We start from the raw sequence: 14,151 nt of genomic DNA, 5'->3' as shown, positions 1-14,151 counted from the left end.
GCCCGGCTCCGCGGCGGGGCCGCCGCCCGGGCCGGGTCAGCTGAAGATGATCATCGAGCCCTGACCCAGGCTGCGCGTCGCCGCCGCGTGCAGCCCCAGCCAGACGTGCCGCTCCCGGGCGAAGGGGCTCTCGTCGTACGGGATCGGCCCCGCCGGCTCCTCCAGCGAGGTCGGGCCGCCGGGCGGCGCCGGCGCGGCGGGCGGGTTCGCCGGGTCTATGCCGATCGCCGGGGCGACGAAGGCCAGCTCCCGCAGCAGCCCCTGCGCCGACCCCAGGGGGCCGCCCGCCGCGAGCAGCTCCTCGTTGGCCAGCGGCGCCGTGAAGTCCACCGGGACGTACGCCCCCGCGTGGTCGTAGTGCCACACCAGGTGCGACTGCTGCGCCGTCGGCTCGAACATCTCCAGCAGCTGCTCGTAGTCCCCGCCCAGCTCGTCCACCGGCGTCACCGGCAGCCCGCAGACCTGCAGCAGGTACGCCCGCCGCAGGAAGTGCAGGGCGTCGTAGTCGAAGCCGGCCACCGGGGCCACGTCCCCGCTCAGGCCCGGCATGTACGCGAACACGGGCACCGACGGCAGGCCCGCCTCGCCCAGCGCCTTGTCGTACGAGGCGATCTCTTCCGCGAAGGGGTTGTCGGGGCTGTGGCACAGCACGTCGACAAGGGGGACCAGCCACAGGTCACAGGCCACGCGGGCTCCGATCAGTCGTTGCCGCCGATCCGGCCAGAGTAATGCGCCGGACACGCTCCGCGAAGGGGTGCGCAGAACCCCGCCGGGCACGGCGGCGGCGTCAGAGGCCCGCGGCCCAGTCCAGCCCGTGCTGGTTGTACGCGCGCACGATGCGCCGTACCGCGTCCGGGTCCGCCAGGGTCACCGCGTCCACCAGCTCGTTGTGCCCGTCCCAGAGCGCGGCGCGCAGCTCCGGCGCTTCCTGCAGGTGGGGCACCGAGAACACCCAGCACTGGATCCGTATGCGGTGCAGGAACTCCGATATGTAGGTGTTGCCGACCAGCTCGCTGAGCTCCCGCCAGAAGCGCAGGTCGTAGCCGATCAGCACTTCGAGCGAACCGCTGCGCACGGCCCGCCGCGCCTCCTCCGCGCGGCGGCGCACCGACACCAGCAGTTCGCCCGTGCCGGGCGGGGCACCGCGTTCGACGAGCCTGCGGAAGATCCCGTCGAGCACCAGCGTCCGGGCCTCGATCATGCCCCGGAAGTCGTCCACGGTGTACACCCGCACGCGAAAGCCCCGGTGCTGCACGGAATCCAGCAGGCCCTGCGCCGCGAGGTCGACCAGCGCCTCGCGCACCGGGGTCGCGGAGACCTCGTACTGCTCGGCGATCTGCTTGACGGTGAACTCGGTCCCCGGAGGGAGCCGCCCCGCGAGCACCTCGTCACGCAGCGCGTCCGCGAGCTGCTGCCGAAGGGTGTTGCGGGTGACACCTCCGCTCCGGCTGCCTGGCATAAGGGTCCGTCTCCTCCGTAGGACTTCGGACACCTTAGGCCAGGCAGCGCGGCCGAAACCGAGCGGTCTACGGCCGGTATGCGGATATAACGCCCGCTATCCGGACCCTCACGCCCCGACCGTGTGGCGGTCGGCCACCGTCAGCGCCTCGTCGAGCAGCGCCAGGCCCTCCTTGGCCTCGGCTTCGGTGACCGTGCACGGGGGGACGACGTGCGTCCGGTTCATGTTGACGAACGGCCACAGCCCCGACGCCTTGCAGGCCGCCGCGAACTCGGCCATGGGGACGTTGTCGGCGCCCGAGGCGTTGTACGGGACGAGCGGCTCGCGCGTGGCCCGGTCGCGTACGAGTTCCAGTGCCCAGAAGACGCCGAGCCCGCGGACCTCCCCGACCGAGGGGTGCCGCTCGGCGAGGTCGGCCAGCCCCGGCGCGATCACCTCGGTGCCGATGCGCGCGGCGTTCTCGACGATGCCCTCCTCCTCCATCACGTTGATCGTCGCGACGGCGGCGGCGCAGGCCAGGGGGTGCCCGGAGTACGTGAGGCCGCCCGGGTAGGGGCGGGTGGCGAAGGTCTCGGCGATGGCGGCGGAGATGGCGACGCCGCCGAGGGGCACGTAGCCGCTGTTCACGCCCTTGGCGAAGGTGATCAGGTCGGGGGTGACGTCCCAGTGGTCGGCGGCGAACCACGCGCCGGTGCGACCGAAGCCCGACATGACCTCGTCGAGGATGAAGACGATGCCGTGGCGGTCGCAGAGCTCGCGCACGCCGGCCAGGTACCCGGGCGGCGGGGTCATGATCCCGGCGGTGCCGGGGACCGACTCCAGGATAATCGCGGCGACGCTCTGCGGCCCCTCGAAGGCGAGGGTGTCGGCGAGGTGCGCGAGGGCGCGCTCGCACTCCTCGGCCTCGGTGGCGGCGTGGAAGGGCGAGCGGTAGAGGAACGGGCCCCAGAAGTGGACGACGCCGGCGGAGGCGGTGTCGGAGGGCCAGCGGCGCGGGTCGCCGGTCAGGTTGATCGCGGCGGCGGTGGCGCCGTGGTACGAGCGGTAGGTGGAGAGCACCTTCTGGCGGCCGGTGTGCAGCCGGGCCATCCGTACGGCGTTCTCGACGGCCTCGGCGCCGCCGTTGGTGAAGAAGATCTTGTCGAGGTCGCCGGGGGTGCGCTCGGCGATGAGGCGTGCGGCCTCGGAGCGGACGTCCACGGCGAAACCGGGCGCGAGGGTGCAGAGCTTGGCGGCCTGTTCCTGCACGGCCGCGACCACCTTGGGGTGCTGGTGGCCGATGTTGGTGTTGACCAGCTGGGAGGAGAAGTCGAGGAAGCGGTTCCCGTCGTAGTCCCAGAAGTACGAGCCCTCGGCGCCGGCGACGGCCAGCGGGTCGATCAGGGCCTGGGCGGACCACGAGTGGAAGACGTGAGCGCGGTCGGCGGCCTTGACGGACGCGCCGGTGACATGAGGGGTCATGCGGTCACGCTAGAAGTGCGCAGGTCGGGAGGGACATCGGCGGACTGTATGGGGGTGGGCGGCCGCCCTCGGCAGTCTGTCTGCCACGGGCCCCACCATTGACAGCATGCTGGCAAAATGACAGTATCTTGTCATGGCCTGTCGACCTGCCGACCGGAGGCGAGCACCATGACCGAGACCACTGCCGGGACCACTGCCGGGACCGCTGCGGGGACCACCGCCGAGACCGCTGCCGGGACCGCTGCCGCACCCGCCAAGCCCGTCCACCTCGCCGTCTACGACACGTGGGCGGACTGGGAGACCGGCCACACCACCGCGCACCTCGCGCAGCGCGGCCACCGGATCCGTACGGTCGGCTTCGCCGCCGGAACCCCGGTGACCACGATGGGCGGGGTCCGGATCCTGCCCGACCTGGCCCTCGCCGGCCTGCGGCCCGAGGACTCCGCGCTGCTGATCCTGCCGGGCGCCGCACTCTGGGACGCGGGCGACGGGCTGGCCCCCTTCGCGGCCAAGGCCCGCGAGTTCCTGGCGGCCGGGGTGCCGGTCGCGGCCATCTGCGGGGCCACGGCGGGCCTGGCCCGGGAGGGGCTGCTGGACGGGCGACCGCACACCAGCGCCGACCCCTCCTACCTCGCGGCGCAGCCCGGTTACGGGGGCGCGGCGCGGTACGTCGAGGCCGACGCCGTGACGGCCCAGGACCTGATCACGGCCGGCCCGACGGAGCCGGTGGCCTTCGCGCGGGAGGTCTTCGCCCGGCTGGGCGCGTACGAGCCGGTCGTCCTCGACGCGTGGTACCGCCTCTTCCACGACTCCGACCCGAGCGCGTTCCCGGTCCTGATGGCGGCGGCGGAGGCCGGCCGTGCCTGACCCGCGCCGCGACCCCGCGGTGACCCTCCCCGTCCGGGCACAGCAGGACCTGCTGAGCCGCACCGCCCTCGGCGTCTTCCAGCTGAACGGGCAGTTCCTCTCCGTCTCCGAGGAACTGGCCCGTCCGGCCGGGCTGACGGCCGCGCGCTGGCAGGTGCTGGGCGCCGTGCTGAGCGAGCCGCTGCCGGTCGCGGGTATCGCCAGGGCCATGGGGAACACCCGGCAGAGCGTGCAGCGCGTCGCCGACCTGCTGGCGGCGGCCGGCCTCGCCGAGTACGTCCCGAACCCGGCCCACCGCCGCGCGAAGCTCCTGCGTCCGACGGAGGCGGGCCGCGCGGCGATCGCCCGCATCAACCCGGGGCACGCCGCGCTGGCCGCCCGCCTGACGGAGGTCCTCGGCGAGGCCGCCTTCGCCGAGACGGCCGCCGCCCTGGAACGCCTCTCGGCGGCCCTGACCACGATCGCCTCGACGGACCGGGACTGAGAGGGGCGTCGACGGACCAGGACCGGAACCGGGCGGTCCGTCCCCGCCCGGCCGGTCACCCCGTCCCTCCCCTCGCGGAGCCCACCGCACTACGCTCAGCCCGTCCGGCCAGCCCAGGGGGAAGGGACCACCCGGCGATGGAACCGCTGCACCGCACCGACCCGCTCCACATCGGCCCGTACCGCCTCCTGTCCCGCCTCGGGGCCGGCGGCATGGGCCAGGTGTACCTCGCCCGCTCCGACCGCGGCCGTACCGTCGCGGTCAAGCTCGTCCACCCTGGCCTGGCCCTCCGCGAGGAGTTCCGCTCCCGGTTCCGCCAGGAGGTCGCCGCCGCCCGGCGCGTCGGCGGCGCCTGGACCGCCCCCGTCCTCGACGCCGACACGGAGGCGCAGACCCCCTGGTTCGCCACCGGCTACGTCGCCGGGCCGAGCCTGCGCCAGGTCGTGGCCCACGACTTCGGCCCGCTGCCCGCCCGCACGGTACGGACCCTCGCGGCCGGACTCGCGTACGCCCTCCAGGACATCCACCGCGCCGGGCTGATCCACCGCGACCTGAAGCCCTCCAACGTGCTGCTCACCCTCGACGGCCCCCGCGTCATCGACTTCGGCATCGCCCGACCCCTGGAGGAGGCCGACGGCGGGGTGACCCGGACCGGGGAGCTCGTCGGCTCCCCCGGCTTCATGGCCCCCGAACAGGTGCGCGGTGAAACGGTGACCGCGGCCTGCGACGTCTTCTGCCTCGGCGCCGTCCTGGCCTACGCGGCCACCGGGCGGCTGCCCTTCGGCGACGCGGAACACCCCGGCGGGACCGCCGGCCTGCTGCTGCGCATCGCCGACGCGGAACCCGACCTGGGCGGCGTACCCGCCGAGCTGCGCGATCTCGTCGCGGAGTGCATGCGCAAGGATCCCGCCGCCCGGCCGACGCCGCAGGCCGTCCTGGACCGGCTGGGGGCGGGCGCCACCGTGGCCGACGGGCGGGCCCTGGAGCCCTGGCTCCCGACCGCGCTCGTGGCCCAGCTGGGCCGGCACGCCGTCCAGCTCCTGGACCGTGAGGACCCCGGCCCGGACCGCACCGGCCACCCGGATGCCGCCCAGCCTCCTACGGCTCCCGATGCCGTCCCCACCTGGACCGCGCCTCCCGTACCGGCCACCGACCCCTCCACCCTCACGGCGGCCCCCGCCCACCCGTACCGGCCGACGGCCCCCACCTACCCGTACCAGCCGCCGGCGCCCGTTCCGCCGGCCCGCCCGGCCACGGCCTCGACGGCCTTCCTCGTGGCGGTCGCGGTCGTCGTCGCGGCAGCGGCGGGCGGCACGGTGTACGCGGTGATGAGCGAAGACCCGCCGCCCCCGGTCGCGGCCCCCAGCGCGTCCGCGGACCCTTCCGCCTCGGGTTCCGGAGCGCGCTCCGGCTCCGCCACCGGGCCCGCCGCGGGCGGCCCGGGCAGCGGAACCCCGGGCCGGCTCCCGCAGTCCTACGCCGGCACCTGGCGGGCCACCTCCGGCTCCACGAGCTGGCGCCTCACCCTCACCCCCGGCGCGGTCGGCGACCCCGTCATGACCCTGAGGGTCGACGACCCGGCCTACTCGTGCTCCTGGCGGGCATCCCTGCGCAGCGCCCCCGACCCGGTGGAACTCGACGCTTCCACCGTCACCTCCGGCGCCCCTCCCACCTGTACGTCCGGCAGCTGGAGCCGGCTGCGGCTGCTGCCCGACGGGGGCCTGCGCCGCGAGCTGAACGGGGGAGCCGGCGCCCCTCTCACGTACTACAGGGAGTAGTCGGCGGCCGTTTGTGTCGAAGTTAATAAGCCTGCAAGGAGCGCTTGTTGCGCGCGAGGCCTCCGTCGCACACTGCGGCACATGGAGCCCTTGAAGGTAGTGGCACGACTGTGGGAGCGGATCGAGGCACGCGACTGGGACGGCGTGGCCGGGCTCGTCGCCGAGGACGCCGTCATCGAATGGCCCGTCAGCGGCGAGCGCATCGTCGGCAGAAACAACTTCATCGCCGTGCTCAGTGACGAGGCGGACGGCACCGACGAGCGCTCCCTCGGCTCGGTCGAGGTCCTGCGCATCCTCGCGGACGGAGACCTCGTCGTCACCGAGGTGGAGATACCCGAGGACCACGTCCTCTACCGGGCCGTCTCACTGTGGACGATTCGGGACGGACTGGTCGTCGGCGCCCGGGAGTACTGGACCAGCCCTGGACAGGACCCTGCGCCCCGCTGGAGGGCCGTTTACGTCGAACCCCTGGTGGCAGACTGAGCCCCGTGCTCACGCAACTCGCCGCGGCGACCGGCGTCCTGGCCCTGCTGACCCTCGTGCCCGGCCCCGACATGGCCATCGTGACCCGCCGGGCCGTCTCGCGGGGGCGGGCCGACGGGCTGCGCACCGTCGGCGGCATCGCCGCCGGCCTGCTGCTCTGGGGAGCCCTGACGGTGGCCGGGCTCGCGGCGCTGCTCGCCGCCTCGGCCGAGGTGTACCTGGTGGTCAAGCTCGCGGGGGCGGCGTACCTCTGCCTCCTCGGGGTGCAGTCCCTGCGCCGTCCGGGCGCGGGAGGCGGCCCGGACGACGCCGCCGGCGACCCGGGCGGGCGTACGGCGCACGGCCGCAGCGGCGGCGGCAGCGCCTGGCGCACCGGCCTGGTCGCCAACGCCCTCAACCCGAAGATCGCCGTGTTCTACACCGGCCTGCTGCCCACCCTCGCGCCGTCGGGTCTGAGCCCGGCGGCGGGGATGGCGCTGCTCGTCCTGGTCCACGTCCTGCTGACGCTGGCCTGGCTGAGCACGTACGTCTACGTCCTGTCGCGCGCCCGGCGGTTCTTCACGCGCCCCCGCGTCCGCCGGACGATGGACCGGGTGACGGGCGTCGTCCTGATCGGCTTCGGGGTGCGCGTGGCCACGTCTGCGGCATAGCTCCGCAGGGGTGCCCGCTAGACGGCCTATTCGAGGAGCCGGTCGAGCTCCTCGGTGACGGCGGCCCGGATCCCGTCGTGGCGGGGGGCCAGCGCGTGGCGCTCGCCGCGCCAACACTCCTCGTCCTCGTAGAGCCAGACCGGCATCCGCACGAGGTCCGCGGGCTCCCAGTCGTAGCGGGGCCAGATGTGGGCGTGCAGGTACGGGTCGGTGTTGCCGAGGATCTCGATGTTCACGCGGCGGAAGGCCGGGTCGAGCCGCGTACAGGCGCGCTCGACGGCTTCGGCGAGCCGCTCCATGTCGGTGAGGTACGCGATCCGGCGCGCCGGGGGCAGGTCGGAGAGCCGGGTGGCGGCGGGGTCGTCGGTCAGCAGAACCGAGTAGCCGGGCAGGAACTGCCGGTCCCCGATCACCGCGAACCCGGAATCGAGGCGGCGCATGACGGTGGGGTTCCGGCCCCGGTGCGCGCTGCCGATGCGGTCGTGGCGCCAGTCGGTCTCGTCCATTCCCGGACCCTAACGGACGCCCACCGGCCGGCAACGGGCAGCGGGCGGAGGGGCGATGGGCGCTGGCGGAACGGTGGAGAACGCCTGGCGGCTGGCTCTCGGGTACTGCCGGTCATACCTGAGAGCTACCTGCGAAGCCCGCTCCGCAGCGTGACGCCGACGAGGGGGGCCGATTCCTAACTTCGGTACCAGAGCGGGCGCGTGCCCGTCCGGGACCGAAGGACAGGAAGAGGAACCCGACATGAGCCCTGGCCCTGGCAGCCGCATCCGCCGCACCCTGCTGGCCGGCCTCGTCGCCGCGGCCGTCGTGCTCCCCGTCTCCGCCGCCGCGTCCCCGCGGATACCTGCGCCGGCCCCGGCGGTCCTGTCCGAGTCCGCCACCCCCCAGAGCCGGTACGCCGCCGCCCTCGCCGGCATGGCCGAGGCGGCGCGGGCCGCCGAGAGCGCGGGCCACGGCGGGCGGGCCCTGAAACTCCGGGCGATGGCGCGGCCCGGAGCGCAGTTCCTCGCCTTCGACGGGCGCGGCCAGGGCCGTGCCGTGGAGGTGTTCGGCGATCTGGGCACCGCCGACCGGGTCGCCGTCCTGGTGCCCGGATCCGACACGAACCTGGACACCTACGAGCGCTTCCGGGAGGGGGCGCTCGCCCTCCAGCGGCGGCTCCAGGCCGGGCACCCGCACACCGCGGTGGTCGCCTGGCTCGGGTACGACACCCCGGGCACGGTCAGCACCACCGTCCTGACCGCGGACCGCGCCGACCGGGCCGCCGCCGAACTGGGTCCGTTCCTGGGGCGGTTGCGGGACGCCACCCCGGCCGGGGCGCGGATCTCCCTGCTCTGCCATTCGTACGGCTCGGTGGTCTGTGCCCGGACGCGGACGGGCCCCGGGGTGAGCGACATGGCCCTGTACGGCAGTCCGGGGACGGGAGCCGCCTCCGCGGCGGACCTGCCGACCGCCGCCCGGGTGTGGGCCGGGCGGGGCACGGGCGACTGGATCGGCGGCGTTCCCCATGTCCGGCTCGGCGGGGTCGGGTTCGGAACCGATCCGGTGGACCCCGCCTTCGGGGCCCGGCCCTTCGCGGCGGGCGCCGCCGGGCACAGCGACTACCTCAAGCCCGGCACCGAGTCCCTCGACAGCCTGGCCCGCATCGTCCTCGGCCCGGAGGTCCCCCATGCGTAAGCCCGCCGCCCGCTGGTCGGCCCTCGCCGACCGCATCGACAGCGCGACCCCGGAGGACCGGGACCGGTCGGTGGACGCTCTGCGGGTGTTCGCGATCGTCGGGGTGGTCCTCGGGCACTGGCTCGTCACCTCGCTGACGGCCACCGACGGCGGCCTGCGCGGCACGAGCCCGCTGGTCCACATGCCCTGGCTTGCCCCGGTCTCCTGGGTGTTCCAGACCCTCGCCGTGTTCTTCCTGGTCGGCGGTCATGTCGCGGCCCGGGGGTACGCGTCGGCGCGGGAGCGAGGGGTCTCGTACGGGGCCTGGGTGCGTCGGCGCCTGGGCCGGCTGTTCCGTCCGGTGGCCGCGGTGCTGGTGCTGTGGGCCGTCGTGGCGGGTGGCCTGCTGCTGGGCGGCGCGGAATGGGACACCGTCCGGACCCTGCTCCGGCTGGTGTGGTCACCGCTGTGGTTCCTGCTGGTGTTCGCCGTGCTCACCGCCGCGACCCCGCTGGTCGCCCGGCTGAGTCCGCTGTGGCCGACGGCCGTGGTGGCGGGGGTCGATCTCTGGAGGTTCGGCTTCGACGGGCCGCAGTGGACCGGCTGGGTCAATGTCGCCGCGGGCTGGCTGGTGCCCTACACGCTGGGTGCGGCCTGGGCCCGGGGCGCGTTCACCGGGCGGCGTCCGGCGCTGCTCCTGCTGGTCGGGGGTGCGGCCGCCACCGCCGGACTGGTCCTGTGGGGCGGGTACCCGGCGTCGATGGTCGGCGTGCCCGGGGCGGCGGTGTCCAACCTGAACCCGCCGACGCTGGCGGCGGTGGCGTTCGGACTGGCCCAGTGCGGGCTGGCGCTGCTCCTGCGCGAGCCGCTGGCCCGGGCCCTGCGCCGGCCCCGGACCTGGGCGGCGGTGGCGCTGGTGAACCTGTCCGCGATGACCGTCTTCCTGTGGCACCAGACGGCGATGATGTCCGTCACCGCCCTCGGGCTCCTGGTCTCCTCCGACCTGCCCGGCCTGCACACCGTGCCCGGTACGGCGGGCTGGATAGCCGTCCGGCTGCTGTGGCTGCCGGTGTTCGCGGCCGCCCTGGCCGTCTGCCGGTCCGCCTTCCACGTCTACGAGCGCCCGCGCGGCCACCGGCCCCGGCCCCGGCACACGGTCCGCACCGGCCCGGCGTCGCCCCACGGGCGTCTCGGAGCATCCGAACGGGAGACGGCCCGTGCCTAGGCTGGCCCGCGTGACCCAGCGATCCGTTCTGCCCGCCGAACCGCACGCCCCAGCCGAGGGCAGCGCCCTGGTCCATGAGCTGTTCACCCTGCGGCCGGACCCGCTCCCGAAGATGGCCCGGCCCCGGTGGCTGACCCGGCTGCCGCACGTCGTGGTCGTGTACCTGGCCGTCTTCTTCACCTTCCTGACGAACCAGCAGCTCTTCGACCACTACCACGTCCGCGGCGGGCCGCCGCTGGTCATGTCCCTCATGACGGGACTGTCGATCGCGCTGGCGCTGACCCGGCCGATCGCCGCCTGGTGGCTGGGCCTGATCACGACGGGTGTGATCGCCTACGCGATCCACGACCACGTCGGGCACGGGCAGACCTGGCCGCTGATGCCGGGCGCCCTGCTCACCTTCGTCCCGCTGGTCCTGCTGGTCGCCCTGCGGGTGCCGGCGCGGGTGACCGGCGCGGTCGTCGGCATCACCATGGCCTGCACCGGCCTGGCCGAACTGCTCTTCAAGCCGCTCCACAGCAGCACCAGCTTCTTCGCGTCCAGCCTCGTCTTCGCCGTCACCGGCCTCCTCGGCTACGCGCTGCGCGCGGTGCGGCTGGCCCGCGGCCAGCTCGTCGTCCAGGAGACGCTGACCGAGGAGGAGCGGGCCCGGCGGACACTGCTGGAGGAGCGCAGCCGCATCGCCCGTGAGCTGCACGACGTGGTCGCCCACCACATGTCGGTGATCTCCATCCAGGCGCAGGTAGCCCCGCACCTGGTGGAGAACCCCTCCGAGGAACTGAAGGAGAACCTCGCCGGCATCCGGGCGAACGCGCTGGAGGCCCTGACCGAGCTGCGCCGGGTGCTGGGCGTGCTGCGCTCCGAGCAGCCCGACGATCCGGCCGGTCCCCATCATCCGCAGCCCACCCTCGCGGAGCTGGAGGGTCTCGTGGACAACGTGCGCGGTGCCGGGCTGGAGGTGACCACGGAGGTGGCGGGCATACGCAGGCCGCTGACTCCGGGAGTGGAGCTCACCGCCTACCGGATCGTGCAGGAGGCCCTGAGCAACTGCCTGCGCCACGCCCCCGGTTCAAGAGTGGAGGTGGGGATCGCCTACGGTCCGCGCGAGCTGCACCTGTGCGTCGCGAACTCCGCGCCGACGCGGCCCGCGCCGCCTTCACCCGGCGCCGGGCACGGGCTGCTCGGCATGCGGGAGCGGGCGGGCATGCTGGGGGGCGAACTGGCGGCCGGCCCGCGCCCTGACGGCGGGTACGAGGTGAGCGCCGTGCTCCCCATGGACCCGCCCGGCGGTTCCCCCTCCGAGACGAAGAAGGACATATGAGCACTCCCATCAGGGTGATGATCGCCGACGACCAGATGATGGTCCGGCAGGGTTTCACCGTCCTGCTGAACGCCCAGCCCGACATCGAGGTGGTCGGCCAGGCCGTCGACGGCGCCGATGCCGTGGTGAAGGCCGGCGACCTCTCCCCGGACGTGGTCCTGATGGACATCCGCATGCCGGGCATGGGCGGTATCGAGGCCACCTCCGTCATCACGGGCACGGCGGATTCGGCGGTGAAGGTCCTGGTCCTGACCACCTTCGACCTGGACGAGTACGTGTACGAGGCGCTGCGCGCGGGGGCTTCCGGTTTCCTCCTGAAGGACGCCTCGGCGGATCAGCTCGCGGAGGCGGTGCGGGTGGTCGCGGCCGGGGAGGCCCTGCTGTCGCCGAACATCACGAAGCGCCTGATCACCGAGTTCTCGCGGCTGGGCGCTCCCCGTGCGCCGTCCAGGGCGCGGATCGAGGAGCTGACGGAGCGGGAGACGGAGGTGCTCTCCTTGATCGCCCAGGGCCTGTCCAACGCGGAGATCGCGGCGCATCTGGTGGTGGCCGAGCAGACGGTGAAGACCCATGTCGGCCGGATCCTGGTGAAGCTGGGCCTGCGGGACCGGACCCAGGCCGCCGTGTTCGCCTACGAGACGGGTCTGATCCGTCCGACGGGCTACTGACGGGCCCGTGTAGTACCTGAGGGGGATGCCGGTAAATCCCCTTCAGCGGCGACGCGGTCGAGGGTGGCGGCGGCCTACGGTTTGGACATGACCGAGACGACCACCGGGGTGACCCCCCGGCCCCCCGAACTGCGGCTGGCTTCGGGCCTGATCCAGAGCCTGCGGGACGAGCTGATCACCGATGCCTTCGCCTACCGGCCGCTGCCCCTGATGCGTACGGACGGACCGCTGGTGCGCAGGCTGCCCCGGGGGATACGGCCGAAGGCGGCGTACCTGCCGCATGCGGTGGTGGTCGTGACGGCCTTCGTCGTGACCATGCTGGCGAGCGCCGACAACATGTACGGTGGGCCGCCCCTCCAGTTCGTGGTGCTGGGGCTGCTCGCGGCGGGGCCGGTCCTGATGACGCTGGTGCGTCCCGCGGGCGCTTTCTGGGTGGTCCTGGGCATGACCACCGCCCTGTCGATGCTCTCCGGCCGGACCATGACCTGGCCCTGGTCGCCGAGCACCTTCGTCGCGACCCTGGCCGTCATGACCTTCGTGGCCATGCGGGTCCGGCCCCGGGCCGCCGGCTGGATGTGGGTCATCACCCTGCTCTACGGGACGGTCCTGCCGGTCCTGGTCGGCGACGGGGACGGCACCACGGTCGCGCCGATGGCCTTCTTTTCGGCGGTGGCCCTGCTGGTGGTGACCGTCCGCAACACGCGCAAGGAGGCCCGGCGGGAGGTCATGGCCCAGCAGGAGGTGACGGCCGTCGAGCGGGACCGGCGCACGCTGCTGGAGGAGCGGACGACGATCGCGCGGGAGCTGCACGACGTGGTCGCGCACCACATGTCGGTGGTGGCGATCCAGGCCGAGGCGGCCCCGTACCGGGTCAAGAATCCGCCGCCGGAGCTGGAGGCGGCCTTCGCCACCATCCGGGAGAACGCGGTGGCGGCCCTGACGGAGCTGCGCCGGGTGCTGGGCGTGGTGCGGTCCGCGGACTACGAGGCGCCGGACGCCCCGCAGCCGACGCTGGCCTCGCTGGACGGGCTGCTGGCCAATGTGCGGGAGGCGGGGCTCCAGGTGGACAAGACCGTCACGGGTGCGGTGCGCGAGCTGCCGCAGGGCGTGGAGCTGTCGGCGTACCGCATCATCCAGGAGGCGCTGAGCAACACCCTGCGGCACGCTCCGGGCGCCGCGGCCGGGGTGGAGGTCTCCTACGTGCTGGGCGGCCTGGGCATACGGGTCGTCAACGGGCCGGCGGCCGGTGACGTCCGGCCCTCCCCGGGAGCCGGGCACGGCATCACCGGTATGCGGGAGCGGGTGGCGATGCTGGAGGGGGAGATGACGGCCGGGGAAACCGCGGCGGGAGGGTACGAGGTGGCCGTGTTCATACCGGTGCGCGCCCGGCCGCAGCCGGAGGAGGAGCCGGCATGACGATCCGGGTACTGATCGTCGACGACCAGATGATGGTCCGTGAGGGTTTCTCCGTCCTCCTGAACGCGATGGAGGGCATCGAGGTCGTCGGGGAGGCGGTCGACGGCCGGCAGGCCATCGCGAAGGTCGCGGCCCTGCGGCCGGACGTGGTGCTGATGGACATCCGGATGCCGGAGATGAACGGCCTTGAGGCGACGCGGCAGATCGTGGCGGCGGACACGGACGCGAAGGTGCTGGTCCTGACGACCTTCGACCTCGACGAGTACGTGTACCAGGCGCTGCGGGCGGGGGCCTCCGGGTTCCTGCTGAAGGACGCCTCCGCCAGGCAGCTGGCGGAAGGGGTGCGGGTCGTGGCGGCCGGGGAGGCGCTGCTGGCCCCGTCGGTGACGAAGCGGCTGATCGTGGAGTTCTCGAAGCTCGCGGAGGTGCAGAGGGCGGCGGACCCCTCGGCGGTGACGGAGTTGACGGAGCGGGAGACGGAGGTGCTGGTGCTGATCGCCCAGGGCCTGTCCAACGTGGAGATAGCGGACCGGCTGCTGGTGGCGGAGTCCACGATCAAGACGCACGTGAGCCGGATCCTGGTGAAGCTCGGCCTGCGCGACCGGACGCAGGCGGCGGTGTACGCCTACGAGACCCGGCTGGTGACCCCCGGTTAGGAGCGGAGCGGCCTAGGCTGC

Annotated in this window: 15 protein-coding genes; 11 read left to right on the top strand and 4 right to left on the bottom strand. The window is 73.7% G+C overall.

The annotated features are described in order from the left end of the window. Nucleotides 1-36: 36 nt before the first annotated feature. The 3 genes from ACZ501_RS20730 to ACZ501_RS20720 form a co-directional block, all read right to left on the bottom strand. On the bottom strand, nt 37-687 hold the full coding sequence (locus ACZ501_RS20730) for a hypothetical protein (RefSeq protein WP_361608789.1): 651 nt from the start codon (nt 685-687) through the stop codon (nt 37-39). 100 nt (nt 688-787) lie between these two features. Next, the gene (locus tag ACZ501_RS20725; protein WP_361608787.1) at nt 788-1,459 is read right to left on the bottom strand and encodes a GntR family transcriptional regulator; all 672 of its coding nucleotides are present in this window, start codon (nt 1,457-1,459) and stop codon (nt 788-790) included. 108 nt (nt 1,460-1,567) lie between these two features. Then, nucleotides 1,568-2,920 (bottom strand): aspartate aminotransferase family protein, encoded by a 1,353-nt coding sequence (locus ACZ501_RS20720; RefSeq protein WP_361608785.1) that lies wholly within the window; start codon nt 2,918-2,920, stop codon nt 1,568-1,570. Nucleotides 2,921-3,088: 168 nt separating this feature from the next. Here ACZ501_RS20720 and ACZ501_RS20715 point away from each other — a divergent pair, with 168 nt between their 5' ends. The 5 genes from ACZ501_RS20715 to ACZ501_RS20695 all read left to right on the top strand — a co-directional run bounded on the left by ACZ501_RS20715 (nt 3,089) and on the right by ACZ501_RS20695 (nt 7,182). After that, nucleotides 3,089-3,787: a DJ-1/PfpI family protein gene (locus tag ACZ501_RS20715; protein WP_361608783.1), complete on the top strand. Its 699-nt coding sequence runs from the start codon at nt 3,089-3,091 to the stop codon at nt 3,785-3,787. Beyond that, entirely contained in the window at nt 3,780-4,271 is a 492-nt protein-coding gene (locus ACZ501_RS20710; protein WP_468797179.1) for a MarR family winged helix-turn-helix transcriptional regulator, read from the top strand. Before ACZ501_RS20715 ends, ACZ501_RS20710 begins: the two co-directional genes overlap by 8 nt. Nucleotides 4,272-4,408: 137 nt before the next feature. Beyond that, nucleotides 4,409-6,049 carry a serine/threonine-protein kinase gene (locus tag ACZ501_RS20705; protein ID WP_468797176.1) on the top strand — a complete coding sequence of 547 codons (1,641 nt, stop codon included), beginning with the start codon at nt 4,409-4,411 and terminating at the stop codon, nt 6,047-6,049. Between the two features lie 81 nt (nt 6,050-6,130). Then, a complete protein-coding gene (locus ACZ501_RS20700) occupies nt 6,131-6,532 on the top strand; it encodes a nuclear transport factor 2 family protein (protein ID WP_362455552.1) in 402 nt (133 codons plus the stop codon). A 5-nt stretch (nt 6,533-6,537) separates the two neighbouring features. After that, nucleotides 6,538-7,182: a LysE family translocator gene (locus ACZ501_RS20695; RefSeq protein ID WP_468797173.1), complete on the top strand. Its 645-nt coding sequence runs from the start codon at nt 6,538-6,540 to the stop codon at nt 7,180-7,182. 26 nt (nt 7,183-7,208) lie between these two features. Here the strand turns inward: ACZ501_RS20695 and ACZ501_RS20690 are convergent, their stop codons facing one another. After that, nucleotides 7,209-7,688 (bottom strand): HIT family protein, encoded by a 480-nt coding sequence (locus ACZ501_RS20690; RefSeq protein WP_468797170.1) that lies wholly within the window; start codon nt 7,686-7,688, stop codon nt 7,209-7,211. 241 nt (nt 7,689-7,929) lie between these two features. Here ACZ501_RS20690 and ACZ501_RS20685 point away from each other — a divergent pair, with 241 nt between their 5' ends. From ACZ501_RS20685 to ACZ501_RS20660, 6 genes are all read left to right on the top strand, one after another. Further along, the gene (locus ACZ501_RS20685) at nt 7,930-8,865 is read left to right on the top strand and encodes an alpha/beta hydrolase (protein WP_468797167.1); all 936 of its coding nucleotides are present in this window, start codon (nt 7,930-7,932) and stop codon (nt 8,863-8,865) included. Then, nucleotides 8,858-10,069: an acyltransferase family protein gene (locus ACZ501_RS20680; protein ID WP_468797164.1), complete on the top strand. Its 1,212-nt coding sequence runs from the start codon at nt 8,858-8,860 to the stop codon at nt 10,067-10,069. Before ACZ501_RS20685 ends, ACZ501_RS20680 begins: the two co-directional genes overlap by 8 nt. Nucleotides 10,070-10,079: 10 nt before the next feature. Further along, on the top strand, nt 10,080-11,390 hold the full coding sequence (locus ACZ501_RS20675) for a sensor histidine kinase (protein ID WP_362455545.1): 1,311 nt from the start codon (nt 10,080-10,082) through the stop codon (nt 11,388-11,390). After that, entirely contained in the window at nt 11,387-12,058 is a 672-nt protein-coding gene (locus ACZ501_RS20670) for a response regulator transcription factor (protein WP_361598715.1), read from the top strand. Before ACZ501_RS20675 ends, ACZ501_RS20670 begins: the two co-directional genes overlap by 4 nt. An 87-nt stretch (nt 12,059-12,145) precedes the next feature. Continuing rightward, nucleotides 12,146-13,474 carry a sensor histidine kinase gene (locus tag ACZ501_RS20665; protein WP_468797161.1) on the top strand — a complete coding sequence of 443 codons (1,329 nt, stop codon included), beginning with the start codon at nt 12,146-12,148 and terminating at the stop codon, nt 13,472-13,474. Further along, complete coding sequence (locus ACZ501_RS20660) at nt 13,471-14,130, top strand: response regulator transcription factor (protein ID WP_361598709.1); 660 nt, start codon at nt 13,471-13,473, stop codon at nt 14,128-14,130. Before ACZ501_RS20665 ends, ACZ501_RS20660 begins: the two co-directional genes overlap by 4 nt. The last annotated feature ends 21 nt before the right edge of the window (nt 14,131-14,151 follow it).

The sequence above is a fragment of the Streptomyces sp. NPDC034085 genome (assembly GCF_055575555.1).
This window is presented reverse-complemented; position numbering and strand designations above follow the sequence as displayed.